Genomic DNA, 24,896 nt, shown 5'->3' with positions numbered 1-24,896 from the left:
AGAAATTTAAGTAAAAATAAGATATGGCAAATCACAAATCAGCTCTAAAAAGAATTCGTGCAAACGAAGCCAAGCGTTTGAGAAACAGATATCAGGCTAAAACGACCAGGACATTTATCAAGAAGTTGAAACATACTACTGATAAAGCTGAGGCGCAAGAGCTATTAAAGAAAGTTTCTTCTATGATTGATAAGCTTGCTAAGAAAAATATCATTCATAAAAACAACGCTGCCAACAAGAAATCTAGCTTGACCAAATTTGTTAACGCTATTGCTTAAGCAAAGTTGCATAAAGATTTTTAAAAGCTTCATCCTTTTTCGGTGAAGCTTTTTTTATTGCTTAATTTTTAATAATTTGATTGGCAGTCAATTGTTTGTGATTTTTTTACTCTCTAATATTTTTCTATGGAAAGATACCAATCCATTAAGATATCCTCTTTAGCGGAAGAGGACAGGCCAAGGGAAAAATTGTTGTTAAAAGGAAAGTCTGCTTTGTCGGATGCGGAGTTGATTGCTATTCTTATTGGTTCTGGGACAAAGTCCCTAAGTGCAGTAGATCTTTCTAAACATATTTTGTCCAGTACAAATTTTAATTTGGCAGATTTGGCGAGATTGAGTGTGGAGGATCTTCAAAAATTCAAGGGGATAGGGGTGGCCAAAGCTATTACCATAGTAAGTGCCTTGGAGCTTGGGCGGAGGAGGAAGATGTCAGATCCTCCGAAAAGGGAGAGGATAACTGCATCCAATGATGTGTATGAATTGTTGAGGCCAGAACTTATGGATGAGTCTGTCGAACATTTTTATGTTATTCTGCTAAATAGGGCCAATTATGTGATCAAAAAACAAATGATCAGTCAGGGAGGGACAAGTGGAACGGTGGCAGATCCAAAACTTATTTTTAAATATGCCCTGGAGAATAAAGCTGCAGCTATTATTTTGGTGCACAACCATCCGTCCGGCAATAGCAAGCCCTCAAGAGCAGATGAACAATTGACTAAAAAATTGGTGAATTTGGGTAGGAATTTAGAGTTACCAGTAATAGATCATGTGATTTTCACAGATGTTGGCTATTTTAGCTTTGCAGATGAAGCAATGATCTAATATAACAATGAAACAAAAGCAGTTGTTCCTGGCGCTTGTAGGCTTAGTGGCTTTGATTACAGTGGTTTACATGTTTGCGGGTGGAGATAGAGAAGAGATCTATCATGATAAAATCAGTCAAGAACGAGAAAGGCAATTTAAGTTTTTGAAGTTCAACGAAGAATCACCGCTCAGTACCGAGCAGAAAGCGAAGTTGGATTCTTTGAATTGCTTTCCAATTGATGAAAAATTTAAGGTGCGGGCAAGGTTGATTCCCTTGCAAAATAAACAGACTCTAGAAATAGCGATGTCTGATGGCTCTCAAGAGTTATATACGAAACATTCCATTGCTGAATTTGAATTGGAAGGGAGTACCCACCGCCTTCTGCTGTTGCAATCCAAAGATGAAGTAGATGGGAAGAACTTTTTTCTGACCTTTGCGGATGCAACCAGCGGTGAATCTACTTATGGAGGAGGGAGGTATTTGAATTTAAGGCAGGATGGAATGAATTCCATAACTATTGATTTTAACTTGGCATATAATCCTTATTGTGCTTATAACCCCGATTTTGCCTGTCCTATCCCTCCAAAAGAAAATATTTTAAAGATACCGATTAAAGCAGGGGAGAAAAATTACAAAGAATAAGCTTTTTGCCATTGGCAATTATCTTAAATTTGCTGCTTAATTCGAGAAAATCAGATTGAATACATGAAAGTTGCTATAAATAGATTAAAAGATTTTATACCCTTTGATGAACCCACCAGTAAAATTTCGGAATTATTGACACAATCCGGCTTGGAAGTGGAGGGGGTAGATACTTTTGAGTCCATACCTGGAGGCTTGCGGGGAGTAGTCATCGGAGAGGTCATGACTTGTGAACCACATGCCAATGCCGACAGACTAAAAGTCACGACCGTGGATATAGGGACAGAGGTGGTTCCAATAGTTTGTGGCGCACCCAATGTGGATAAAGGCCAGAAGGTAGTGGTGGCCACTGTGGGAGCAGAACTTAGTCCGAAAGGTGGCGAGGCCTTCACGATCAAAAAAGCAAAAATAAGAGGGGAAGTATCTCAAGGGATGATTTGTGCTGAAGATGAATTGGGGCTTGGTAAAAGTCATGATGGCATTATGGTATTGGATACAGATCTTCCAAACGGGACTCCTGCAAGTGAGTATTTTGAACTTGAGGCTACCGATGTGCTGGAAATTGGTTTGACTCCAAATAGGGCTGATGCAGCTTCCCATATTGGTGTAGCCCGGGATCTAAAAGCTTTATTGAAAAGGGATTTGACCCTTCCTTCTGTAGAGGATTTTAAGGTGGATAATACCTCCCGTCCTGTTTCAGTGGAAGTGGAAGATGCCAAGGATTGTCCTCGCTATGCCGGCTTGACCATTTCTAATATTAAGGTGGGGCCTTCTCCTGAATGGCTTCAAAATTATCTCAAAGCATTGGGATTGGAACCCATCAATAATGTAGTGGATATCACCAATTTTATTTTGCATGATTTGGGGCAACCTTTACATGCCTTTGATTTGGATCAGGTGGCCAATGACAAGATTCTCGTCAAAAAACTTCCCAAGGATACGGCTTTTATTACTTTGGATGAAAAAGAAAGAAAGCTGAGGGGAGAGGAATTGATGATCTGTGATGAAAATCATGGGCTTTGTATGGCAGGTATTTTTGGAGGCAAAGATTCTGGGGTGACAGATAGAACTACTTCTATTTTTCTAGAAAGTGCTTACTTCTCTCCTGATGTGATAAGAAAGGGAAGCCAAATACATGGTTTGAAAACCGATGCTTCTTTCCGTTTTGAAAGAGGAACTGATCCCAACATGCCTGTATTTGCTTTGAAAAGAGCGGCTATATTGATCAAGAAAATCGCTGGTGGAGAAGTGAGTTCAGATATTGTGGATTTGTACCCGCAACCGATCGAAGATTTTAAGATCAACGTTAAATATGCTCATATTGATCGTCTGATCGGGAAACATATTCCTCAGGAATTGGTAGACGAAATTTTGGAGAGCCTTGAAATCAAGGTGACGGAAAAAACAGAAGAAGGCTTCATGGCCATTGTGAAGCCCTACAGGGTGGATGTAACTAGGGAAGCAGATATCATAGAAGAAGTTCTTAGGATATATGGTTTTGAGAATGTTCTTCTTTCCGATACCTATCAGGCCGGGTTTTTGGCTGAACATCCGGCCAAGGATTCCAATAAATTGCAGTACAGAACCTCTGAGTTGCTTTCGGGAATGGGGTTTCATGAGATCATGACCAATTCCCTGACCAAGCCCATATATGCGGAAAAATCAGGTTTCCTTAAAAATGAGGAAAACGTAGAAATCTATAATAAACTCAGTGAAGACCTGGGTGTCATGAGACAGAGTTTGTTGTTTACTGGTTTGGAAGTATTAGCGCATAATATCAACAGGAGACAAAAGGACCTTAAATTCTTTGAGTTTGGTGCGGCCTATTTCAAAGAAGATGATGGGTACAGAGAAGAGAAACATCTTGCCATGTTCTTGACTGGAGATAAGTCTGCGGAGAGCTGGCTGGAACCCGCTAAGCCTGTACGTTTTCCTGATCTCTACACTGTGGTGGAGAGATTGTTGGATAAGCTGAATGTGAAAATGCCGGAAGTCGAAATTATCCATGAAGCTCCGTTTGATTATGCTCTTAAGTTAAGCTTAGGCAAAAAAGAAATTGGAAAAGTGGGACTTCTATCATCAAAAATCACCAAATTGTCTGATGTAAAGCAAGAAGTGTTATATGCTGAATTGAGATGGGATATTTTGGTAAAGAAAGCTGCTGGATTGAAAAAATACAATGAGATATCCAAATTCCCAGAGGTAAGAAGAGATCTTTCTTTGGTGATTGATAAGGAGATTTCTTTTGATTCAGTAAGAAAGATCGCAGAAAAGTCAGGTGGTAAATTGCTAAAGCATATTGGAGTATTTGATGTGTACCAAGGGGATAAAATTGAGTCAGGAAAGAAAGCTTATGCTTTAAGCTTTTATCTTCAGGACAATGCCAAAACATTGACGGATAAAATCATTGAACAGTCTATGAACAGGCTGATGAAGTCTTTTGAAAAAGAGATTGGAGCATTGATTAGAAAATGATAAAATGATCCACGAAGAACTCCAGAATTTGCGTCAGCTGACCAATAAGGTCACCAAAAAGATCGAACAGCTTGAGCTGGAAAACCAATCATTGAGGGATGAATTGGGAGGCTTGAGAGCGGAAGTTGATGAAAAGGAGGCTGCATTGGAGCATTTTAAAAATCAAATTAAAATTAGTAAAATTGTAAACAACATACCGGTAGAAAATATAGCTTCTGCAGAATTGAGAAATAGAATCAATAATTATATTAAGGAAATCGATAAGATAATTACTTACCTGTCTGAATAATATGGATACGCTTTCTATCAGAATAAAAATAGGCGATAGGGAATACCCTATGAAAGTGAAAGCAGAGGATGAGGCGAAAATCAGGCGGGCCGGTAAATTGATTAATGATAAATTAAAGAGATATAGAGAAGAATTTGGGTTGGATGATAGACAGGACCTTTTGGCCATGGTCGCCTTTGACTGTATGGTTGAGGCCATGGAAGCCAATGAGGTAAGTTCGGAAGACAGTGAGCAAATTTCAGAAACTTTGTCTAGTATCAATAACCAGTTGAAATCAATCTTATAATTATTATTCCCCCACTTTTCTGGATGAGTTATCCAAACCGGTAGGTCTTTTATTAACCTAAAAAACCTATGGGAGAATCACTATACATTATCGTAGCGGGCATAGTAGGCCTAGTTCTTGGAGCCACTTTGGTTGGGATCTTTTTAAAGAAAAACAATCAAAAGCTTGAGGAAGAGGCTCAGGACAAGGCAAAGAGCCTAGTTAGAGAAGCAGAATTAACTGCAGAATCCATTAAAAAGGATAAAATATTGGAAGCTAAGGAGAAATACCTTAAGCTGAAATCAGAATTTGAGGAAGAGGTAAATAAGAAAAAGAACATCCTTATTACCAATGAAGGGAAGTTGAAGCAAAGAGAGCAGATCCTTTCCAAAGAAATGGAACAAATCAAGCGCAAAGAAGCAGAGCTTGATAGTAAAAAAGAAAACCTTAGTGCTCAGCTGCACGCTGTTCAAGTTAAGAAAGAGGAACTGGACAGGGTAACCAATCAGCGTATCGCGGACCTAGAGAAGGTAGCCTTATTAACCAAGGAAGAAGCCAGGGACCAGTTGGTTGTGATGCTGAAGGATGAAGCACATACCAAAGCATCCTCGCATATTAAGGATATTTTGGATCAGGCCAAATTAAGTGCTACCAAGCAGGCCAAAAAGATTGTGTTGGATACCATACAGCGTACAGCCACCGAACATGCGATCGAAAACTGTGTATCTATCTTTAATATAGAAAGTGATGATATTAAAGGTAAGATCATTGGTAGGGAAGGACGTAATATCCGTGCGCTAGAATCGGCTACAGGAGTGGAGATTGTAGTGGATGATACACCGGAGGCAATTATTATTTCAGGATTTGACCCGGTAAGAAGAGAGATCGCAAGGCTTTCCCTACATAGGTTGGTACAGGATGGAAGGATCCACCCTGCTCGAATCGAAGAGGTAGTAGCTAAAACTGAGAAAAATATTGAAGAAGAGATCGTAGAAATCGGCGAAAGAACTTGTATCGATTTAGGTGTTCATGGTTTGCATCCTGAATTAATCAGGATGGTGGGAAGAATGAGGTTCCGTTCTTCTTATGGTCAGAACTTATTACAACACTCTAGAGAGGTTGCCAAGCTTTGTGCTACCATGGCTGCTGAAATGGGGCTGAATGCCAAATTGGCTAAGAGAGCAGGTTTGCTTCATGATATTGGGAAAGTATATCCTGAAGAGGCTGAATTACCTCATGCTATTTTGGGTATGGAATTGGCTAAGAAATACAAAGAGCATCCTGAAGTTTGCAATGCCATAGGAGCTCACCATGATGAGATTGAGATGACCTCAATGATCTCTCCGATCATCCAAGCGTCTGATGCCATTTCCGGATCTAGACCAGGCGCGCGAAGGGAAATTATGGACAGCTATATCAAGCGTCTTAAAGACCTAGAGGATTTGGCATTGAGCTTTGACGGCGTCAATAAGTGTTTTGCTATGCAAGCTGGCCGTGAGTTGAGGGTAATGGTTGATGCGGAGAATGTAGATGATAATACTGCAGGTAAATTGTCCTTTGATATTTCTCAAAAGATCGAAAAGGAAATGCAGTATCCTGGACAAATTAAGGTTACAGTAATCAGAGAAATGAGAGCTGTAAATTACGCCAAATAGCGAAAATAAATATTGTTTTAGTTAGAGCCACATATGACCTGAAAGCTTCTTTCAGATCATATGTGGCTCTTTTTATTCCATGCTGGATGATTCCATCTTGAGAAAAGGAGAAAGACGGTGGGGCATTTGGGTATAGCTAAGTGATATGCTATATGTGTAATGATCGGAGAAGCTGAATGGCTAAAGTTTGTTTTTAACCTACCTAACCTATATTATTCGTAGGATGAAATATTTGTCAATCAAAGTGGAGAAATGAATTTTTATGAAGATTTTTAAAGAGCTAGAATAGGTGGTTAATTTTGATGTTTTTTAGTAGTTATAGATGTTTTTGAAAAATATTTTCTATTGTTAAGTGAGATATACTATTTTTCATGTATTGTATGATTATATTGGTACCCGTAATATTACCATTTATATGATTTTAAGGGAATCTGTGTGATTTTATCCCATTTTAAGTTTGACAGCGAAAACAATATATAACTAAATCTAAATTATTCTCATGAGAAAATTATTTACTATTCTTTCCTTATTTGTCTTGTCATCAGCAATGGCTCATGCCTTTGACAAAAAGATTAAGATTTCAGCTTCTGAGCAGGATGCTAGTATTTATGTGAATGGACAAATGACTGGGACAGGAAGCGTCGAGCTGAAAATCGAAAAAGGTACTTGTGTCAATGTTAGGGTTGAAAAGGTAGGCTTTGTAGTCGAAGAAAGATCTTTTTGTGATCAAAAAAATCAACCAGAACCAGCGAAGAGCGAATACATAAGAATGACTGTCGATGAGGCTTATACTGCGTCTTCCAGTTCAGATATCGCTAATGTAGACATTAGCCTTAAGCCTAGTGGTAATGAGTTAGAAACATGGAAGTTGTTGTCGAGGATCATTACTTCCTATTTTGATGTAATTGAAACTACCGACAGAGAAACTGGATACTTGAGGACAGCATGGGTAGCTCAAAACTTCAATGGTTCCATGGTTAGATCAAGGTGTATCGTAAAATTAGGGAATACTAGTCCTTTGGAATATAAGGTGAAGCTGGTCAGTGAATATACCAATGCAAAAGGAGCTTCCGTAAAGACAGATGAAGCTTTTAGAGAATGGGATAGGATCTTAAGAAAATATGAAGGGATTATCCCTGAAATGCAATCTCGAGTAGGAAGATAAAAAAGAAAGGCGGCTAAAATTTAGCCGCCTTATTTATTAAAATGGTAAAGGGTCAGCAGCATTACATGCTATCCAGTTCTCCATTTTCAGCTTTTTCAACTAATTCATCCGTTGCAGTAATCGCTACTTCCACTCGTCTATTTTCCGCTCTGCCAGCATCGGTGTCGTTTGTTGCTACAGGCATGCTTTCACCGTGACCTACAGTTGTCAATCTTATATTGTTAATTCCTTGCATTTTTAAGTAATTAGCTACAGAACTGGCCCTTTTTTCTGAAAGATCCTGGTTGTATTCATCGCTACCCTTACTATCTGTATGGCCATTTATCATAATGTTCGTGTCAGGGTAATCGTTTAGGATTTTGGCAAGTTTCATGACGTTTTCCTGAGCGCTAGGGGTAAGCTGATAAGAGTCAAATCCAAATAGAATTCCAGAATCAAAGGTAAGCTGGATTCCTTCACCAACTCTTTCTACTTCAGCATCCTCAATGGCTTCCATTTCTTCGGCCTGCTTGTCCATATATTTGCCAATGGCAGCCCCAGCGGCTCCGCCTACGGCTGCACCAATTACTGCTCCGGCAGCAGTATTACCTTTTTTTGAGCCAATTAGCCCGCCAATTGCTCCACCAGCACCACCACCTATGGCGGCTCCTTTACCAGTGTTGCTCCAGTCTGCACAACTAAACAAAATGGCAGAACTTAAAATAATTCCTAGTACTGATTTAAAAGTTTTCATAACAAATATTATAGTTGGTTTAAATTTTCAAAACCCTTTTGGACCAATGATATTGCATCAAAGTTATCGTCAAGGTTAGTTACTCCTTTGCCAAATTTGTGCCAAACTCCATCTCCGCAATCAATATATTCTCCCCGTTTCTTAGGGATTGATTCTGAGGCAATTTCATAATCATAGTCAGGCAAGTAAATATTGGAGAGTAATTCCCTGCTTTCCTCCCAGTCCATTTCCTTGATCGATCCATTTATTTCAACGATAACCTTTCTTACTGAAAACTTAACTGTAAGCGTGTAATCAGTGGTGTTTTCTTTGGTCACCTTTCTGTACCGAATAGTCAATGGGGCTTCTTTTTTAGTGATTTCAAAAATGGCCTGAATGTATTCTTGAGCGAGCATGTGCCACTCGTCTTGGTTGGTGGGGATACTTCTGGCAATTTTACCATGGATATCTTTTGCAAATATCTTGATTCCCCCATTATCATCCAGTTCCTTTTTATTGGACCATTTGCTGGCAGTGTATAATTCTTTGAATGGCTGTTCCCAAATGGGGGCTACCTCCCCTATAAAATCAAAATCATCGTCAAGATTAAATCCTTCTGCAATAATTTCTTCTTCGGAAAGCTCATCTCGATCGGTATATTGAATAGTAAATTGGGTATTGATAAAGTCTTTTTCAAAGCCAAGTTTCAATTTAAATACATGGCTGAAAGGAGGGGGGACTACTCCTGAATTAAAATCTATTTCGAGTCTTTTTATATCGTCTGATTTTAGGAACATTTTAGCTTCGCTTGATGAATGTTTTATCTGAGTAATTAATAATGAGTTATTTCAATACAAAATTATGCTTTTTTGGAAAATTATTGATGTATTTTTGCCAGCAAAAATACATCAAGTATGGAAAACCTGTATGAGGCCATAGTAAATGGACTTTATGATCAAGGATGGTATATAGCTGAGAATTTTATTTCTGACGAATTTAGAAAGGAATTGTTGCATGAACAGCAGGAAATATTGGTGCATGGCCAATTTAGACATGCGGGAATAGGAAAAGGAGAGGCTTTTAGGATACGGCCTGAAATCAGAAGTGATAAGGTTTTTTGGTTGGATCCGATTAATTTGACTGAGTTGCAAGAGGTGTATTGGGATAAGATGGAAGCATTGCGTCGAGAGATTAACCAAAGGTGTTTTTTGGGACTTCGGTCATTCGAAGCGCATTTTTCTATGTATCCTCCAGGTTCTTTTTACCTCAGGCATTTGGATCAGTTTCAAAACGTAAAATACAGGGTTGTGACTGTCATACTATATTTGAATGATTCATGGTCCAAAGAAGATGGCGGTGCATTGCGAATGTATCTTCCAATGGGAGATGGGAATGAAGAAATCATGGATGTTTATCCTGAAGGAGGTAAGTTAGTCGTATTTATGAGCGGAGAGATTCCACACGAAGTACTGACTACTAATAAGTCAAGGATCAGTATAACCGGCTGGCTAAGAGATATAGAATATTGATAAATAGAAAGGCGCAAAGTTTTTAATTTTTGCGCCTTTCTATTGAAGTATTGAACTACTTATAACTAAGCCTTTACATTCAATGCTTGGGCCATTACTTCACCAATTTCAGCAGGAGATTCAGCGACATTAATGCCGTTTTCTCTCATAATTCTCATTTTGGCCGCAGCAGTGTCGTCAGCGCCACCGATGATTGCACCAGCATGTCCCATTCTTCTACCTGGAGGGGCTGTTTGGCCAGCGATAAATCCTACAACTGGTTTTTTATTGCCGTCAGCCTTAATCCATTTAGCTGCTTCAGCTTCATAGTTACCTCCGATTTCTCCGATCATTACGATAGCATCTGTCTCAGGATCTTCCATTAACAATTTTACTGCATCTTTGGTTGACGTGCCAATGATAGGGTCACCACCAATACCTATTGCAGTAGATACTCCTAAACCTGCTTTTGCAATTTGGTCGGCTGCTTCATAGGTGAGTGTTCCAGATTTGGATACGATACCTACTCTACCTTGCTTAAATACGAAACCAGGCATAATACCTACTTTGGCCTCTCCAGGAGTGATCACACCTGGACAGTTAGGGCCGATCAATGTTGCCCCTCTTTCTTTGATATAAGGTTTTGCCATCATCATGTCCTTGACAGGAATGCCTTCAGTAATAGCGATGATTACTTTAATACCTGCATCAGCTGCTTCCATGATCGCATCCGCTGCAAAAGCTGGTGGAACGAAAATAATGGAAGTATCTGCACCAGTTTTATCTACAGCTTCCGCTACTGAATTGAAGACTGGCTTACCTAAGTGTGTATTTCCTCCTTTTCCTGGAGTGACACCACCTACTAGGTTAGTGCCATACTCTATCATTTGTTGCGCATGGAATGAACCTTCCGATCCAGTGAAGCCCTGCACGATTACCTTAGAATCTTTATTTACTAAAACACTCATGTGATGCTATTTTTAAAGTTCGATTACAAAAATATAAGATTAAGGCCTAGTACAAAAAGAAATGAGGAAACAATGTCAAATTTAATTCAATCCAATGAATTCTTTTTATAATTTAGTTATTGGCTATGATGAAAAAGAAGATCCTAATTCTATTGATGTCATTGCTTTATGGCATGGCATTTTCCCAATCATTTCAGGTTAACAAGCAAATAAAGAGCTTGGCCTTACCCACAGAAAATATTTTTGAAGTGGCGCAGGATTTAGAAGGGAGAATGTGGTTCGCTACAGATAGGGGGATTTTTTATTCTGATGGGATCAATACCTATTCCCTGCCCAAAAATGTCGAAGAAAGTCTAGGAAACAATTTAGGCGTGAAGGTAGATGAAGATGGGCTTGTTTGGGTGTATAATAGTGCCGGCATTCCTAAGGTGTATTATTTTGAGGAGGAAGAATGGCATACGTTTGATTTACCCACCGAAATTACGGATGGAGGAAGTGTTGGCTATATAAAACTTGAAATATTGGGTTCAAAGGGCAGAAAGAAACTTTTTATTTATAAAAAAGATTTGCTGGGAATTACCAATATGACCAATCCGAATTGGGAATATTTTTTTATTGAAAGGGAGACACAGGGGGAGCTGATGTCGGTTTATCAATGTGATAAAGATGATTTTGTCCTTTATTTTAAAAAATCGGCCTATCGGCTAAAAAATGGAACGCTTTCAGTGATCCAATATGATTACGAATTATTGCCTGGGTGTATTGGCCAAATAGCCTATAATAAGGAGGATGAAAATTATTACTTTTTGGGGAGTGATTTTCTGGCCAAAGGTAAGGATCCTTATGAGGCCACTGAAATAGTTCACCAAGGTTTTTCCAAAGTTAGTTATGCTCCCCAAAAACAATTTGGATTGCAGGTGAAAAAAGGTCAAGTATATTTTTTCTATTCTTCGCAGCTTTTTAAGTACAACCCTAAAAATAATGGTGTTCTGGAAATCACCTCTTTTGATGCACTGAAGGCATATTATATCAATACTGCTTTGGTAGACAGGGAAAATATTATTTGGATAGGAACAATAAGGGGGGTAGTCAATCTCCCAAATTTGAGGTTCCAAAATTTCGGTTTGCAGGATGGATTTATGGAACAGGAAGTTTCTGCAATTGAAAAACTTGGAGAGAAAGATTTTTTATTTGGCTTTAATAATGGCATTCAGTATTGGAAGGATGAGAAATTGCTATATGAATCAAAGGGAGACGGGGAGCTTGGTGAGCCCAAAAATAGGGTGACTAGCTTTCATAGGGACGGAAGAGGAATTGTTTGGATTGCGTCTTCTGTTAGAGGAGTGGGGAGATTTGATCCAGAAAAGAAGGAGGCTGTCTTCTATAAATGTCCCAGCGATAGGATTGTGGCTAATATTTTTATTGATGGAGAGGATTTGTATATAGTGGCAGGTTTAAAGGTCTATAAATCGAACATTTACACAAAAGGCGCAGCACTGTTTAAAAGAGATATTACAGATTCATTTTTTAAGGAACTGACGGGAAAGGCCCCTTTGGGGGTGAGGAAGATCAATAAGGATAAAGATGGCAGGTTTGTTCTGATGACTTTGGGCTCGCTTTATGAAGAACAGCAAATCATCCAAAATGAGAAAGTGGTGATGTTCAGAGGGTATGATTGGACTTATTTTAAAGGTGAAATGGTTCTGGGTACTCCAGAAGGATTGAAGGTCGTACGAGATGGAGAAGCACGGGATTATATTGTGAAAAATCAGAAAATTAACCGTCCTGTCTATGCCTTGTTAAATGATACGAGAGGACATTTGTGGATCGGCACAGATCAGGGAGTTACATTGTTGAACGGGGAAACAATCAGACTTTTTGATGCTCAAAATGGACTTTCGGGGAATGAAATCAATAGAGGAGCATTGATTAAAGGTGACGAAGGGCAGGTAATGATCGGAACCCAAAACGGCCTGTCCATTTATATGGCCCAGGAGGATGAAGATTATGTGGTTAACCCAATGGTGTCGGTTGGAAATATTAAGGTCTTGGGGACTACTGATGGAGATATTAACATCGATAAAATTCCGTATGCTTTCAATAATGTCTCCATCGAATTTAGTGCTATCAGCTTTTTGGAGTTGGATAATTTTACTGTGAGCTATAAGCTGTTGGGCTTGCATGAGGACTGGCAGACTTCTATTAATCCCAGGACGAATTTCCTGCAATTTAATAATCTCCCCGCGGGGGATTATCAACTGGTTCTTAAGGCAAGTTTGGGAGGCCAATTTGAGTCAGAGATGGCTTATTCAGATAGTTTTTCTGTTGTAAAACCTGTTTACTTACAATTTTGGTTTATCGGCTTGCTCATGTTTTTTTTCTTGATGATAGGTTTTGGATTGAACATGATCGTCAATCAATTCAAAGAACAAGGCTTGCTTAAGAAAAGTATTGATGAGAAGAATTTGGTGATAAAAACTGCAGAAGACCAATTTAGGAATGTCTGGGAGAGCTCTCAAGATGGCCTGGTGCTGACACACACAGATGGAACGGTAATAGCACTAAATCCTGCCATTATTTTGATGTCAGGCGTGAATCTTGAAAATGCAAAAAACATAAATCATGTAAAAGAGCTTTTTAAGGACAAAAGTTTTTTTTATAAAAATAGGAGGGAAATAGTCGGTATGCTTAGAAAGACCGATGGTGAAGGTGGGAGCTTTGAAGTGGATATTCCTTTTTATAGTGCTTTGAAGTCCATAGAACTTTTCGTCACGAGGGTAAACCCAAAGAATGAGGAGCATGAAGTGATATTGATAGTTTTTAGGGATGTTACAGATAAAAAAATATACGAAAAAGGATTAAAAGAGGCGAAAGAAAAGGCGGAAGAAGCCAATCGGATAAAAACCAATTTCCTTTCAAGTATGAGCCATGAAATCAGGACTCCTCTAAATGGAATTCTGGGCAGCACAGAAAATATCATCCTGCAAAACCCCAATAATCAGGCTTTGATAGGCCAGCTGGAAATCATAATGGAAAGTGGGGAACGCTTGTTGAATACCATTAACAGCATTTTGGATATGTCCAAAATAGAGGCCAATAAGATGGAAGTTGTTTATGAGGAAACCAATGTGAATGATTTTTTGTCGAAGATATTGCTGCCACTAAAAACCCTTGCCATCAAGAAAAACTTATTGCTCACGGCAAAGTTTGAGACCAAACCTCTAATCGTTAACGTGGACAAGCGCTATTTGGAGATGATCGTGAATAATATCGTGGGCAATGCTATCAAATATTCCAATGAAGGATTGATCCAAATAAATGTAAAAAAACATAATAGGCACATATGTCTTTGCGTAAAGGATATGGGGATAGGAATGAGTGAGGAATTTGTAAAGAATATTTACCAGCCTTTTGAGCAGGAAAGCGGAGGTTATGATAGGAAATTTGAAGGTACAGGACTGGGATTGTCCATTACAAAAAATCTGGTTGAAATTCTGGGAGGAAGCATTGAAATTGAAAGTGTGCAAAAAGAAGGGACCACTGTTAGGGTTAAATTGCCAATCAATTAATATATATTGTTAATATTGTGGAAAATTGACCTATTCAATTGCTTTTTTGAAACAAATAAAAATCTATGCTCGCACTTAAAATATTAATAGTAGAGGATGATAATGTTTCAGCACTTCTACTGAAAAAGGCGCTGGAAAAAAACCATCATGAGATTATTGGCATAGCAGCTACCGGAGAGGAGGCTTTGGAGGTCTTGGGAGAAAATGATGTGAGCTTGGTGATGATGGATATCAATCTTGGAGGCGAACTCGACGGTATTAAAACAACGGAAATCATTAATGAAAAATATGATATTCCGGTAGTTTATCTTACGGCAAGTTCTGATGAGGAAACTTTGCACAAGATTGCTGGGACCAATCCAAGTGCTTATGTCATCAAGCCTTTTAACATCCGGGAGCTCAACATGATGATTGAGTTGGCAATCTTTAAGGATAAGAAGGAAAAGGAACTTCAAAAACTTAATAATGAGCTAGAAGAGAAAGTAAGGAAACGTACAGCAGACTTAAATGAGGCAAATAAGGAACTCAAAAAAGCACTTGAAAAGGAGCGTGAAATAGGGGAGCTAAAGTCCAGGATTGTCCAAAATGTATCCCATGGTTTCAAAACGCCTTTGACTTCTATTTTAAGTTCTGCTCAGCTTTTACAGATCTATGCAGAAAAGGATCATCCTTTAAAACAGAAGTTGGTGAAGCATTCCAAGAAAATTGAGAATTCCGTAAGAAGCTTGAACAGCTTGCTTACTTCGGTGCTGTTTTTCGGTAAAGCGGATGCCAATAAAATCGACTATAAACCATCCCGTTTTTTTACAGCTGCTTTTTTCAATGAAGTATTGGATGTGGTGAAAGCTAATAATGATAATGAAGTCACTATTAGGACCTCATTTAGTAAAGTGCCGAAGACGGTGAAATCAGACACAGAGTTGTTGTATCAGGTTTTTGAGAACCTGCTTTCTAATGCGGTGAAATATTCCAAGGAGAAAGGCAAAGTGGATTTTTCTGTTGCAGTAGAGGATGGGATAATGTTGGCAGAGATTACAGATGATGGTATTGGTATTCCAGAACAGGAACAGTCTCAATTATTTGAAAGGTTTTTTAGGGCCAAGAATGTGGGGATTACAGAAGGATCTGGTTTAGGGCTTTCTATAGTGAAGAAATGTGTGGATGTACTCAAGGGAGAAATTTCAGTGGAAAGTGAAGCTGGTAAGGGATCAAAATTTGTGGTGAAAATTCCTATTGGATAAGTAATATGATTTTAGCTAGAGGTATTTCATTTAGTTATAAAGGAGCTCAGCAGATTCAAATACCGGAAATTGAGTTGAATGAGCACGATGAATTATTGGTGTTGGGGAAGTCTGGAAGCGGAAAGACTACTTTGTTGAATATTCTTGGCGGCCTTTTAAAGCCACAGCAGGGTACGGTAAAGATCGACCAAACTGATATTTATCAATTAAGAGGAGCCAAGTTGGACAAGTTTCGTGGGGCAAATATTGGCATCGTTTTTCAGAAACCCCATATACTTGCCCCCCTGACGGTAGAAGAAAATTTGGCGCTGGCACAGTTTTTTTCAAGAAAAGAAAAGTCCGCAACCATCGATAAAATTCTGCATGATCTTGGGATTGGCCATAAAAAAAAGGCAAAAGTAAATGCTTTAAGTGAAGGAGAGGCCCAAAGGGTTTCCATTGCCAGGGCATTGGTGAATAATCCTAAGGTGATTTTGGCCGATGAGCCTACTGCAAGTTTAGATGATGCCAATGCCGAGATGGTTATCAAAATGCTTAAGGAGCAGGCCCACAAAATGGGATCAGTGCTGATTATCGTCACCCATGACCAGAGAGTGAAAGAGCATGTAGGTAAGCAGATAATCATGGGAGGTGAGTTATGAATATGATTCGATTAAGTTGGAAATATTTGATAGCAAAGCCCATGAATACTGGGCTGAATATTTTATTGTTGGCATTGGGATTGGCCATTATTACTGTTTTGATTCTTATTCAGGATCAATTCGAGAACCAGATGAGCAGGGATGCCAAAGGTGTGGACTTGGTGATTGGAGCAAAAGGAAGTCCATTGCAACTGATCCTTTCTAGTGTTTACCATATTGATTTTCCGACAGGAAATATTGATTTGAAGGAAGCCAAGGGAGTCTCCAGAAACAGGTTGGTCAAGAAGGCTATTCCTATGGGCTTGGGGGATAATTATAAGGGTTTTAGGATTGTAGGAACCAACCATGACTATTTGGATCTCTATGAGGTTGATTTTGTTTCAGGCCAAGCATGGGAAAAGCCTTTCGATGTAGTATTGGGAAGTGCTGTAGCGGAAAAATTAAAGCTTAAGGTAGGAGATACTTTTATGGGCTCTCATGGGATTGGGAGCAGTAGTCATGAGCATGATCACCATGATTATGTTGTGACTGGTGTATTGGCCGCTTCGGGAAAGGTTGTGGATAAACTCATTATGACTAGCTTGGAATCAGTTTGGTTTACCCATGACCAAGAAGGGGAACACCATCATGATATGATGGAAGAAGCAGTGGCCAAAAGAGGGTTTCCAGATACTGATGAAGATAGAGAGATTACTACCCTTTTGATCCAGTATAGAAGTCCTATGGCGGCAGTACAACTGCCCAGGTTTATTAATAGTCGTAGTTCATTGCAGGCAGCTTCTCCAGCTTTTGAGATTTCAAGGCTGTTTGAGCTATTGGGGGTGGGTATAAAGCTTATCAAGGGATTGGCATTTGTGATTATTTTTATAGCCGGTTTAGGCATATTTATAGCTCTTTATAATTCATTAAAGGAACGTAGATACGATTTGGCTGTTATGCGTACCATAGGGGCTTCCAGAGGGCAATTGTTCGTGCATATCATTTTGGAAGGAATTATCTTGACAGGTTTGGGTGCGGTGGTAGGAATACTCATGGGGCACCTTTTTCTGTCAGTTTTGGTTATGGGGCAGGAACAAGGCGCTTTAAGCAATATTTCAGCTTGGATATTCCTTGAGGCTGAGGCATGGATTTTGGTATATGCCATTGTCGTAGGGATTTTTGCTTCCCTAATTCCAGCTTGGGGAGCTTATAAGACAGATATAGCGAAACAATTGACCAAATAATAGAGAAGAATAAAAATGAGATTAAAGTTAAGTTTACTAGTAGTATTGATGATCGGGGTATTGGGCTATGTCCATGCCCAATCTGAGAAAAGTGTTTGGAAAGATCTTTCTGAGGTTACCTATGAAATTGGTGAGGATGAATATGGAGAGTTGTACCTGCCTGTTTTTAGTGATAAGATAAAATCATTGGAGGGAAAAGAGGTGGCTGCAGAGGGATATATTATTCCTTTTGAAGGAATGTTTAAGCCTGAGCATATTATTTTGTCTTCTCTGCCCATAGCGGAATGTTATTTTTGCGGCTCCGGTGGGCCTGAGACAGTAATGGAAGTGATGTTAAGTACACCTATTGAATATACTTCCAAGAGGGTAAAGGTCAAAGGAACCTTAAAACTGAACAAAAAAGATCCAGAAAAACTCATGTATATTTTAACGGATGCAGAGTTGGTATTATAAGATCAAAAAGAAAGCGCCTTTTTAGTAGGCGCTTTCTTTTTCCAGTGATAAAAATTTCTCAAAAATACTTTTTGTTATATCACCTGGGATACCTTTTCCGATGTTTTTGCCATCAACTTGGGTGATAGGTAGAATCCTTTTGGTGGTACTACTGATAAATACTTCATCTGCTTCAAGTACTTCCTGCAATGAAATGTCCCTTACTACTATAGTCGGTTCAATTTCCAGGATTCTTTTTCTTGTGATGCCCAATAAAATATTTTCCTTTGGTGTGCTGATGAGGCCGTCTTTAACAATGAAAATATTACTTCTTGAGCTTTCTGATATAATGCCGTTAAAATGGTAAAGTACATCTTCCACACCTTTTGATTTCCAATCAGCGCTAAGGTAAACAGGTAAGGCGTAATTGGTAGTTTTGATTTCGGGAATAGGCCTAATATAATCTACTGTTAAAAGATTGATACCTTTGTTGTACTTTTCTGGTGAGGGTAAAAGCAATTCCTCACAGAAGATATACAAGCTCCCTTTGTCTGGAGAAAAATGATTCTCAGAAACTCCTCCCGTCAAGACCATTCTTATACCGCCTTCCTTAAGGTCATTCTTTTTGATGAGCTCCAAAATAACGGACTCCAACTGTTTGGTGTCTAAAGTTAAGCTGAGATGTGTCTTTTTGGCTGAACTGGTAAACCTTTTAAGGTAATCTTTTAGAAATAGGGGGGAGTAATTTGTGGTTCGGAAAAAATCAAATACAGCATAGCCGCGGATCAAGCCAATGTCCATGGGGTGCATACTTGCATTTTCACTATTGATAATTTGATCTAGAGCAAAGCAAAATGGTTTCATAGTAAAGATTTAAATTGGATAGTTTCTTGTTGAAAAGAAATAAGATGCAGGTCGTTTGATTCTATGGGTTTATGTGTTAAAAATAAGTTTTTGGATAATAGATTACTATCAATTGCTCATCTTATTTGTGTGTGCGTGATCAAGGATGAAACGCATGTGATTTATTTGGGTTTTTATTTCATTCTAATCATTGAATTAGGGAAATTTGGGGAAAATGATGGGAGATATGAAAATGATCAAAAGTGCAGTTTTTGTAATGATTAGCGTGGCGTTTATGATAGCCTGTGATGGCGTCTCAGAGCAGGAAGCCTTAAAAGACAAGGTGATTCAAATACATGATGAAGTCATGCCAAAGATGGGAGAGTTGAAATCTGAACAGAAAAGATTGATGGACCTAGCAGAACAATTGCATCTTGAGGATAGTGTAAATAATACCGATAGGATAGAGAAGTTAAAGGGAGCAGTGGGAGATTTAGAGGGTGCTTATGAGGGGATGTTTGTTTGGATGAGGCAGTTTAAGGCGGATGTAAGTGAAATGGAGGAAGAAGAAGCTATCATCTATCTAAATGAGCAGAAGGAAATGGTCACCAAGGTAAATGAGGCTATTAAAAAAGCATTGGAAGAAGCTAAAAAAATAGAGGAGTAAAAATTTACTCCTCTAAAAATGCTTTGACCTTATTCACTTCAATGATTTTTTCTTGACCTGTAAAGGCAGTATAGATATAGGTAGTGATTTCAGCAATTTCCAAATTGGTCAAAGCAGGGTTAGCAGGCATTTCTTTATTGTAATCCGCTCCATTGACAATTATTTCTCCTTTGATGCCATGTTTGATCAGCCTTACGGTTCTGCCAATATCTGCTTTGAGGTAGTCCGCATTTTTCAGGGGAGGGATCAATCTGCCCAGACCTGTTCCGTCAGATTGATGGCAGTTGGCACAGTGGTTTTCGTATAAGACCTGTCCTTCAATCGCATATTGCCGTGTTTTTAGGTCTTTGATATTATTGAGGGAGAAATGATTCTTTTCAGCTTGTTTGTTTCCCTGACAGCCTCCAATAAACAGGGAGATGAAAAGTCCGATATAGAACAGCTTAAGCCCCTTTTTCATGTGCATTCAAAATTTTTGGAATGTCCTTCATTAATTTGTTTACCTGTTCCGCAACCGTACCATCATATACCCCCCTGATATGCCCTTCTTGGTCTATCAGGATAAATGCTCCGCTATGTAGAAAACCACCAGGCTCATTTTTATCCTCCATGGCGGTGGCAAGGTAACTTGTTTGCCCTATTTCAAAAATTTTTTCTTGCTCTCCAGTAAGAAAATGCCAAGCACTGGCGTCCTCTATACCTAACCTTTCTGCATAATCTTTTAGTACTTCCACTGTATCATAAGTTGGGTCTATAGAGTGGCTTAGGATGGTGAAGCTGGGGTTGTCTTTGAATTTTTCATAGACCCGTAGCATTTGGGATTTCATTACCGGGCAGATAGTTGGGCATGAGGTAAAGAAAAAATCAGCCACATATACTTTTCCTTTAACGTCTTGATTGGTGATGGTATTTCCTTCTTGGTCCGTAAATGAAAATGGGGCGATTGTATGGTAAACTGTGTCCGTGATGGTTTTGCCATCTACAGTTTTCTCTTCGGTGTATTTGTGGCCCAAAAAAGGTAGTTGGCCTTCATTGTCTGTTTTTGGTGAGCAATTCCAGATCAATAAGATAGAAGCTAACAGGGTGAAAATAGTCAGGTTGTGTCTAAGCATTTTTTTGTATAATCTACAATTCAAAATATTGATTAGTTCCTTTCTCGTGATCTTTTGTAAAGTTTGATGCCAAGCATAAGTAGGGCACTTAACAGTACCAATCCTATGATTCCCCAAAGCATATTGATGAGGCTTTTCATGACGATCAGGAATACAACAGCAAAGAGAATGATCGTAGCTACTTCATTCCAGATCCTTAATTGTGTGGAGGTCCAATTAGCGTTTCCATTTTGCAGATCTTTGTAAATCCTATGGCAGATGAAATGATAGACATAAAGGAAAAATACAAAGACCAATTTGGCCTGCATGAAGCCAAATTCTACATATTCCCAGCGGTAATATAAAGTCCAAGAACCAAAAATTAAGGTGAGAATAGCGGAGGGCCATGTGATGCCCAGCCAAAGTCTTCTGGCCATTATATCCAATTGTGGCCTAAGGAACCGCTGTTCTTCAGAAGGCCTCTCGAGGGTTTCAACTTGATAAATAAACAATCTAACGATGTAGAATAGACCTGCAAACCATGTGACAATAAAGATAATATGCAGTGCTTTGATATATTCAAACCCCATATTCAAATTTTTCCCCTAAATTAATGTTTTAAGAGTGAAGAACCTTAGATTATAATGAAAACTAAACAACTGTTTTATTTGATTTCCTTAGCTGTTTTGGGACTATTGGTCTGGATATCAGTCGAGACCTTTATGCAGCCGGGCATAAAAGACCTGAAGATGGATTTTACGGAGATTAGTAAATTTAGAAACCTTAATAATACTGGTCCCATTAAAAGGGTGTACCTAGTCACTGTATCTGATACATTATGGCAAGAAATGGAAAAATATGGGGAGATGATGCCTCATACCAAATATGGAAATACGCAGGTTTATTTCTTTTCTGCAAAAGGAAAGTACCCTAAAAAGGTAAGTGGGACCATGCCTTATTTTGATTCAAAGTATAATGCATATTGCTTAGGGAAATTTGAAAAAAAGGCTATGGGCGAAGAAGGTTTTGTCAAATATCCATTTCATTGATTGAAGTTGTTAATATAGTAAGCACACACTTTTATGTCCATGACCAACCGAAAAAGATTGAAACTGTCGGAGTACGAACAAGGGTTGCTAGCAAAAGATACGATTATTCTAAGTAGGGCCATCACCCTACTGGAAAGTAAATTGGAGGTAGATCAGTCACTGGGACAGGACTTGATTGATAGGATTATGAAATACACAGGGAATTCCATTAGAATTGGAGTTACTGGTGCAGGAGGGGTGGGGAAAAGTACTTTTATAGAGCATTTTGGACAATTGTTGGTTGAGAGAGGGAAGCGACTGGCTGTGCTTACCATAGATCCAAGCAGCCAAAAATCAAAGGGAAGTATTTTAGGTGACAAGACGAGGATGGAGTTGCTTTCAAAGGCCTCAAATGTTTTTATTAGACCTTCCCCCAATGCGCAAAGCTTAGGCGGAGTGGGGGCTAGGACCAGGGAGAGTATTTTGCTTTGTGAGGCGGCAGGCTTTGATGTGATTTTGGTGGAAACCGTCGGGGCCGGCCAGTCTGAATTTATCGTTAATGAAATGGTGGACTTCCTTTTGCTTTTAGTACAACCAGATGCAGGTGATGAACTGCAAGGCATCAAACGGGGAATTATGGAAATGGCCGATGCTATCGTACTGACCAAGGTGGACGGAGACTTGGTGGGGAAGGCTGAAGAGGCCAGGGCGGCTTTGCAAAGTGCATGTCAGTTTTTTGGGGCTAGAGAGGATGGTTGGCTGCCCAAAGTGATGGAATGCTCTTCCATAAACCAAGTTGGTTTGGATGAAGTATGGCAGGTGGTACAGGAATTTGAAAAAAAGATGAATGATTCGGGGCATTTTAATGAAAATCGATTTCACCAAAGGGAATATTGGTTTTATGCCTATGTGCAACAAATATTGGAGGCTCGGTTCTATCAAAACAAGGATGTTCAAGCTAAAATAAAAAGTATCTTACCTTCTTTAAAGGAAGGTGGTTTTTCACCACAATCTATGGCAAGAAATTTGGTAAATGATTTTTTTAAGCGAAATAAATAGACGAAAAATGAGATTGAAAACCATACATAGGTCATGTTTGATGATTGGATTACTTTTAGGTGGCTGTAATGCTTCAAAGCAAGAAGCTGAAGAGGAGCCTTTGACCTATAAAATTGAAACATTTGAAAAGTCAAATTGTTCTGATGGGGAAGAATCCTGTGCTGAAGTGAAAATGAGTTACCCAACTTTTAGTGGTGGAGAGGATACAACAAATGTATTGCTCAATATCCATGTGCTTGAACAATTAAAGATGTATTTGCAGTGGGGTGAAAAAGCAAATAATCTACCCTCATTGGATGAGCTGGCAGATGGCTTTTTAGTTGAGTTTGATGCTTTCAAACAAGAGTTTCCGACTTCCAGTCAGTCATGGTATTCCGAAACTGAGGCCAAAGTGGGGTTTATGAAGGAAGGTTTGGTGTCTATTGAGTTTTTAAACAGTGCGTACACAGGAGGCGCTCATCCCAATTATGTGAGTCAGTACCTAAATTATGATTTGGAGCAGCGGTCTTTACTTAAAAATGAAGATCTAATTTTAGATGAAGCAAAACTAAGGGAAATGGCTGAACAGGCATTTAGAAAGCATCATGAAGTAAAAGAAGGGGTAAGTTTAAAGGATGATGGAAGATTTTTCTTGGATGATGGAGCATTTTTCCTTCCAGCTGCAATGGGATATGAAGGTGAGGAATTTGTTCTGCTTTACAATACCTATGAAATCACACCTTATTCTATGGGGCAAACTGCATTAAAGTTCCCTTTGTCGGCTTTAGAAGGGGTGGTTAAACAATGAAAAAGGAGGTTAAACCTCCTTTTTAATATGATCTCATCTTGAATTTTTTCCTTTGTTCATTGATAGCATTCTTAAATGCAGTGTCTGTCTCAATGAGGTCGTTGACCGTTTGTACAGCGTGAATAACGGTACTGTGATCTCTGCCTCCGAAGTGGTAGCCAATGGATTTTAATGAATGATTGGTAAATTCTTTGGAGAAATACATGGCTACTTGCCTTGCTACTACAATCTCCTTTTTTCTGGTTTTGGCCTTTAAGTCATCCAGTTTTATTCCATAATAATCAGAAACAGTTTTTTGGATAAAGTCTATACCTACTTCTGTTTCAATGTCTTTGACAATATTCTTCATGATAGTCTTGGCCAAACCAAGATCTATTTCTACCCGATTGAGGGAAGCATGGGCGATCAATGAAATCAATACTCCTTCAAGTTCACGAATATTGGTGTCGACTGTATAGGCCAAGTATTCAATTACATCATCAGGAATATATATACCCTCGGTTTGCATTTTCCTTTTGATGATGGCCACCCTGGTCTCAAAGTCAGGCATGTGCAAGTCAGCTGTCAGTCCCCACTTAAATCTTGAAAGTAACCTTTCTTCCAAGCCTTTTAGGTCCTTGGGAGGACAGTCAGAGGTCATGATGATCTGCTTCTTGTTTTGGTGCAGGTGGTTGAAAATATGGAAAAACATTTCCTGGGTCCTGTCCTTACCGGCCAAAAACTGGATGTCATCAATTATAAGCACATCCACTTGCATATAAAAGTTGGTGAAGCTTTTCATGTTCCCGTCTTTAATGGAATCCATGAATTGGTTTACAAACTTTTCAGAGGAGACATATAGTACAAATTTTTCTTCAGGGCCATTTTTGATTTCATTTCCGATGGCTTGGATCAGGTGTGTTTTTCCTAATCCTACACCTCCGTATATCATCAATGGGTTAAAAGAGGTTACTCCTGGTTTGGTGGCAACTGCATAACCAGCAGATCTGGCCAAGCGGTTACAATCTCCCTCGATATATGAGTTGAAGCTGTAATTAGGGTTCAGGTTGGATTGCAAAAGCGCATTACTGTCCAGGGATTTCATATCGAAGGGACTTTTGCTCTGCTCTTGCTCTAGTTTTTCGGCTGCCTTCTTTTTGTTGGGGCTGATATTTCCCTGAGGATAGCTGACCACATAAGGCTGGTTTTGAGAGTTTCCTCTATCCACAACCACAGCATATTCAAGCTTTCCGTTTGGACCGAGTACATTCTTGATGGCCAATTTTAGGACCTGAACATAGTTGTCCTCTAGCCATTCATAAAAAAATTGACTGGGTACCTGGATGGTAAGTATTGAACTGTCCAATCTCACCGGGTTTATCGGTTTAAACCAGGTGGAAAAACTTTGGTCGTTTACGTGATCTTCAATGACACGCAAACACTCGTCCCATACTGCTTTTGCCTCTGAACTCATTTAAAATTGGTTACAAGAAAGAATTAAAGATGCTCTACTTCACCCTAGAAGGGCAACAAATTTGGGGAAAATAAATCTAAATTAAAAATCAAAATTTGCT

Annotated in this window: 26 protein-coding genes; 18 read left to right on the top strand and 8 right to left on the bottom strand. The window is 39.0% G+C overall.

What is annotated here, in order from left to right:
- Window positions 1-23 precede the first annotated feature (23 nt).
- From rpsT to KZP23_RS00095, 8 genes are all read left to right on the top strand, one after another.
- Window positions 24-278 carry a 30S ribosomal protein S20 gene (rpsT, locus tag KZP23_RS00130; RefSeq protein ID WP_215226047.1) on the top strand — a complete coding sequence of 85 codons (255 nt, stop codon included), beginning with the start codon at window positions 24-26 and terminating at the stop codon, window positions 276-278.
- 126 nt (window positions 279-404) lie between these two features.
- Complete coding sequence (gene radC, locus KZP23_RS00125) at window positions 405-1,100, top strand: RadC family protein (protein ID WP_226334166.1); 696 nt, start codon at window positions 405-407, stop codon at window positions 1,098-1,100.
- A gap of 7 nt (window positions 1,101-1,107) precedes the next feature.
- Entirely contained in the window at window positions 1,108-1,725 is a 618-nt protein-coding gene (locus KZP23_RS00120; protein ID WP_226334165.1) for a DUF1684 domain-containing protein, read from the top strand.
- A 63-nt stretch (window positions 1,726-1,788) separates the two neighbouring features.
- Complete coding sequence (pheT, locus tag KZP23_RS00115) at window positions 1,789-4,200, top strand: phenylalanine--tRNA ligase subunit beta (protein ID WP_226334164.1); 2,412 nt, start codon at window positions 1,789-1,791, stop codon at window positions 4,198-4,200.
- A 4-nt stretch (window positions 4,201-4,204) separates the two neighbouring features.
- A complete protein-coding gene (locus KZP23_RS00110; protein WP_226334163.1) occupies window positions 4,205-4,489 on the top strand; it encodes a hypothetical protein in 285 nt (94 codons plus the stop codon).
- A gap of 1 nt (window position 4,490) precedes the next feature.
- Window positions 4,491-4,775, top strand: a complete 285-nt coding sequence (locus tag KZP23_RS00105; protein ID WP_215226042.1) for a cell division protein ZapA — start codon at window positions 4,491-4,493, stop codon at window positions 4,773-4,775.
- A 68-nt stretch (window positions 4,776-4,843) separates the two neighbouring features.
- A complete protein-coding gene (rny, locus tag KZP23_RS00100; protein WP_226334162.1) occupies window positions 4,844-6,409 on the top strand; it encodes a ribonuclease Y in 1,566 nt (521 codons plus the stop codon).
- Window positions 6,410-6,908: 499 nt separating this feature from the next.
- Window positions 6,909-7,574: a hypothetical protein gene (locus KZP23_RS00095; RefSeq protein WP_226334161.1), complete on the top strand. Its 666-nt coding sequence runs from the start codon at window positions 6,909-6,911 to the stop codon at window positions 7,572-7,574.
- Between the two features lie 61 nt (window positions 7,575-7,635).
- Here the strand turns inward: KZP23_RS00095 and KZP23_RS00090 are convergent, their stop codons facing one another.
- Window positions 7,636-8,307 (bottom strand): OmpA family protein, encoded by a 672-nt coding sequence (locus KZP23_RS00090; RefSeq protein WP_226334160.1) that lies wholly within the window; start codon window positions 8,305-8,307, stop codon window positions 7,636-7,638.
- An 8-nt stretch (window positions 8,308-8,315) separates the two neighbouring features.
- The gene (locus KZP23_RS00085; RefSeq protein WP_226334159.1) at window positions 8,316-9,083 is read right to left on the bottom strand and encodes a hypothetical protein; all 768 of its coding nucleotides are present in this window, start codon (window positions 9,081-9,083) and stop codon (window positions 8,316-8,318) included.
- 117 nt (window positions 9,084-9,200) lie between these two features.
- Between KZP23_RS00085 and KZP23_RS00080 the strand changes: the two genes are divergently transcribed.
- Window positions 9,201-9,815 (top strand): 2OG-Fe(II) oxygenase, encoded by a 615-nt coding sequence (locus KZP23_RS00080; RefSeq protein WP_226334158.1) that lies wholly within the window; start codon window positions 9,201-9,203, stop codon window positions 9,813-9,815.
- Between the two features lie 65 nt (window positions 9,816-9,880).
- Here the strand turns inward: KZP23_RS00080 and sucD are convergent, their stop codons facing one another.
- Window positions 9,881-10,762: a succinate--CoA ligase subunit alpha gene (gene sucD / locus KZP23_RS00075; RefSeq protein ID WP_226334150.1), complete on the bottom strand. Its 882-nt coding sequence runs from the start codon at window positions 10,760-10,762 to the stop codon at window positions 9,881-9,883.
- Window positions 10,763-10,887: 125 nt separating this feature from the next.
- Here sucD and KZP23_RS00070 point away from each other — a divergent pair, with 125 nt between their 5' ends.
- The 5 genes from KZP23_RS00070 to KZP23_RS00050 all read left to right on the top strand — a co-directional run bounded on the left by KZP23_RS00070 (window position 10,888) and on the right by KZP23_RS00050 (window position 17,889).
- On the top strand, window positions 10,888-14,331 hold the full coding sequence (locus KZP23_RS00070) for a sensor histidine kinase (protein ID WP_226334149.1): 3,444 nt from the start codon (window positions 10,888-10,890) through the stop codon (window positions 14,329-14,331).
- Window positions 14,332-14,396: 65 nt separating this feature from the next.
- Window positions 14,397-15,572 (top strand): hybrid sensor histidine kinase/response regulator, encoded by a 1,176-nt coding sequence (locus KZP23_RS00065; RefSeq protein ID WP_226334148.1) that lies wholly within the window; start codon window positions 14,397-14,399, stop codon window positions 15,570-15,572.
- 5 nt (window positions 15,573-15,577) lie between these two features.
- Window positions 15,578-16,213, top strand: a complete 636-nt coding sequence (locus tag KZP23_RS00060) for an ABC transporter ATP-binding protein (protein WP_226334147.1) — start codon at window positions 15,578-15,580, stop codon at window positions 16,211-16,213.
- A complete protein-coding gene (locus KZP23_RS00055) occupies window positions 16,210-17,436 on the top strand; it encodes an ABC transporter permease (protein ID WP_226334146.1) in 1,227 nt (408 codons plus the stop codon). Before KZP23_RS00060 ends, KZP23_RS00055 begins: the two co-directional genes overlap by 4 nt.
- 15 nt (window positions 17,437-17,451) lie before the next feature.
- A complete protein-coding gene (locus KZP23_RS00050) occupies window positions 17,452-17,889 on the top strand; it encodes a hypothetical protein (protein WP_226334144.1) in 438 nt (145 codons plus the stop codon).
- Between the two features lie 21 nt (window positions 17,890-17,910).
- Here KZP23_RS00050 and KZP23_RS00045 read toward each other — a convergent pair whose 3' ends face one another.
- On the bottom strand, window positions 17,911-18,732 hold the full coding sequence (locus KZP23_RS00045; RefSeq protein ID WP_226334143.1) for an aminotransferase class IV: 822 nt from the start codon (window positions 18,730-18,732) through the stop codon (window positions 17,911-17,913).
- A gap of 226 nt (window positions 18,733-18,958) precedes the next feature.
- Here KZP23_RS00045 and KZP23_RS00040 point away from each other — a divergent pair, with 226 nt between their 5' ends.
- Window positions 18,959-19,378, top strand: coding sequence for a hypothetical protein (locus tag KZP23_RS00040; RefSeq protein WP_226334142.1), 420 nt, complete (start codon window positions 18,959-18,961; stop codon window positions 19,376-19,378).
- A 4-nt stretch (window positions 19,379-19,382) separates the two neighbouring features.
- Here the strand turns inward: KZP23_RS00040 and KZP23_RS00035 are convergent, their stop codons facing one another.
- The 3 genes from KZP23_RS00035 to KZP23_RS00025 are packed head-to-tail and all read right to left on the bottom strand — an operon-like array spanning window position 19,383 to window position 21,059.
- Window positions 19,383-19,838: a c-type cytochrome gene (locus KZP23_RS00035; protein ID WP_226334141.1), complete on the bottom strand. Its 456-nt coding sequence runs from the start codon at window positions 19,836-19,838 to the stop codon at window positions 19,383-19,385.
- Entirely contained in the window at window positions 19,822-20,490 is a 669-nt protein-coding gene (locus KZP23_RS00030; RefSeq protein ID WP_226334140.1) for an SCO family protein, read from the bottom strand. Before KZP23_RS00030 ends, KZP23_RS00035 begins: the two co-directional genes overlap by 17 nt.
- Window positions 20,491-20,522: 32 nt before the next feature.
- Window positions 20,523-21,059, bottom strand: coding sequence for a CopD family protein (locus tag KZP23_RS00025; RefSeq protein ID WP_226334139.1), 537 nt, complete (start codon window positions 21,057-21,059; stop codon window positions 20,523-20,525).
- A 54-nt stretch (window positions 21,060-21,113) separates the two neighbouring features.
- Between KZP23_RS00025 and KZP23_RS00020 the strand changes: the two genes are divergently transcribed.
- Genes KZP23_RS00020 through KZP23_RS00010 form a run of 3 tightly spaced genes read left to right on the top strand, consistent with a single transcriptional unit; the run spans window position 21,114 to window position 23,343 of the window.
- Window positions 21,114-21,518, top strand: coding sequence for a hypothetical protein (locus tag KZP23_RS00020; RefSeq protein WP_226334138.1), 405 nt, complete (start codon window positions 21,114-21,116; stop codon window positions 21,516-21,518).
- A gap of 33 nt (window positions 21,519-21,551) precedes the next feature.
- Entirely contained in the window at window positions 21,552-22,556 is a 1,005-nt protein-coding gene (meaB, locus tag KZP23_RS00015; protein WP_226334137.1) for a methylmalonyl Co-A mutase-associated GTPase MeaB, read from the top strand.
- 7 nt (window positions 22,557-22,563) lie between these two features.
- Window positions 22,564-23,343: a DUF3298 and DUF4163 domain-containing protein gene (locus tag KZP23_RS00010; protein WP_226334136.1), complete on the top strand. Its 780-nt coding sequence runs from the start codon at window positions 22,564-22,566 to the stop codon at window positions 23,341-23,343.
- A 22-nt stretch (window positions 23,344-23,365) separates the two neighbouring features.
- Here the strand turns inward: KZP23_RS00010 and dnaA are convergent, their stop codons facing one another.
- Window positions 23,366-24,796, bottom strand: a complete 1,431-nt coding sequence (gene dnaA, locus KZP23_RS00005) for a chromosomal replication initiator protein DnaA (RefSeq protein WP_226334135.1) — start codon at window positions 24,794-24,796, stop codon at window positions 23,366-23,368.
- Window positions 24,797-24,896: the final 100 nt, after the last annotated feature.

It is taken from the genome of Echinicola marina (genome assembly GCF_020463795.1).
Taxonomy (GTDB): Bacteria; Bacteroidota; Bacteroidia; order Cytophagales; family Cyclobacteriaceae; genus Echinicola; species Echinicola marina.
Note: the sequence above shows the minus strand (reverse complement) of the source record. Positions and strands in the feature narration are given on the sequence as shown.

Excerpts from the sequence above, each read along its gene's own strand:
- rny (WP_226334162.1), top strand. The coding sequence starts at position 4,844 with ATGGGAGAATCACTATACATTATCGTAGCGGGCATAGTAGGCCTAGTT.
- radC (WP_226334166.1), top strand. The coding sequence starts at position 405 with ATGGAAAGATACCAATCCATTAAGATATCCTCTTTAGCGGAAGAGGAC.
- pheT (WP_226334164.1), top strand. The coding sequence starts at position 1,789 with ATGAAAGTTGCTATAAATAGATTAAAAGATTTTATACCCTTTGATGAA.
- KZP23_RS00090 (WP_226334160.1), bottom strand. The coding sequence starts at position 8,307 with ATGAAAACTTTTAAATCAGTACTAGGAATTATTTTAAGTTCTGCCATT.
- KZP23_RS00095 (WP_226334161.1), top strand. The coding sequence starts at position 6,909 with ATGAGAAAATTATTTACTATTCTTTCCTTATTTGTCTTGTCATCAGCA.
- KZP23_RS00105 (WP_215226042.1), top strand. The coding sequence starts at position 4,491 with ATGGATACGCTTTCTATCAGAATAAAAATAGGCGATAGGGAATACCCT.
- KZP23_RS00035 (WP_226334141.1), bottom strand. The coding sequence starts at position 19,838 with ATGAAAAAGGGGCTTAAGCTGTTCTATATCGGACTTTTCATCTCCCTG.
- KZP23_RS00050 (WP_226334144.1), top strand. The coding sequence starts at position 17,452 with ATGAGATTAAAGTTAAGTTTACTAGTAGTATTGATGATCGGGGTATTG.
- KZP23_RS00055 (WP_226334146.1), top strand. The coding sequence starts at position 16,210 with ATGAATATGATTCGATTAAGTTGGAAATATTTGATAGCAAAGCCCATG.
- KZP23_RS00020 (WP_226334138.1), top strand. The coding sequence starts at position 21,114 with ATGAAAACTAAACAACTGTTTTATTTGATTTCCTTAGCTGTTTTGGGA.
- KZP23_RS00040 (WP_226334142.1), top strand. The coding sequence starts at position 18,959 with ATGAAAATGATCAAAAGTGCAGTTTTTGTAATGATTAGCGTGGCGTTT.
- KZP23_RS00025 (WP_226334139.1), bottom strand. The coding sequence starts at position 21,059 with ATGGGGTTTGAATATATCAAAGCACTGCATATTATCTTTATTGTCACA.
- KZP23_RS00045 (WP_226334143.1), bottom strand. The coding sequence starts at position 18,732 with ATGAAACCATTTTGCTTTGCTCTAGATCAAATTATCAATAGTGAAAAT.
- KZP23_RS00085 (WP_226334159.1), bottom strand. The coding sequence starts at position 9,083 with ATGTTCCTAAAATCAGACGATATAAAAAGACTCGAAATAGATTTTAAT.
- sucD (WP_226334150.1), bottom strand. The coding sequence starts at position 10,762 with ATGAGTGTTTTAGTAAATAAAGATTCTAAGGTAATCGTGCAGGGCTTC.
- KZP23_RS00065 (WP_226334148.1), top strand. The coding sequence starts at position 14,397 with ATGCTCGCACTTAAAATATTAATAGTAGAGGATGATAATGTTTCAGCA.
- meaB (WP_226334137.1), top strand. The coding sequence starts at position 21,552 with ATGTCCATGACCAACCGAAAAAGATTGAAACTGTCGGAGTACGAACAA.
- KZP23_RS00070 (WP_226334149.1), top strand. The coding sequence starts at position 10,888 with ATGATGAAAAAGAAGATCCTAATTCTATTGATGTCATTGCTTTATGGC.
- rpsT (WP_215226047.1), top strand. The coding sequence starts at position 24 with ATGGCAAATCACAAATCAGCTCTAAAAAGAATTCGTGCAAACGAAGCC.
- dnaA (WP_226334135.1), bottom strand. The coding sequence starts at position 24,796 with ATGAGTTCAGAGGCAAAAGCAGTATGGGACGAGTGTTTGCGTGTCATT.
- KZP23_RS00120 (WP_226334165.1), top strand. The coding sequence starts at position 1,108 with ATGAAACAAAAGCAGTTGTTCCTGGCGCTTGTAGGCTTAGTGGCTTTG.
- KZP23_RS00080 (WP_226334158.1), top strand. The coding sequence starts at position 9,201 with ATGGAAAACCTGTATGAGGCCATAGTAAATGGACTTTATGATCAAGGA.
- KZP23_RS00010 (WP_226334136.1), top strand. The coding sequence starts at position 22,564 with ATGAGATTGAAAACCATACATAGGTCATGTTTGATGATTGGATTACTT.
- KZP23_RS00060 (WP_226334147.1), top strand. The coding sequence starts at position 15,578 with ATGATTTTAGCTAGAGGTATTTCATTTAGTTATAAAGGAGCTCAGCAG.
- KZP23_RS00030 (WP_226334140.1), bottom strand. The coding sequence starts at position 20,490 with ATGCTTAGACACAACCTGACTATTTTCACCCTGTTAGCTTCTATCTTA.
- KZP23_RS00110 (WP_226334163.1), top strand. The coding sequence starts at position 4,205 with ATGATCCACGAAGAACTCCAGAATTTGCGTCAGCTGACCAATAAGGTC.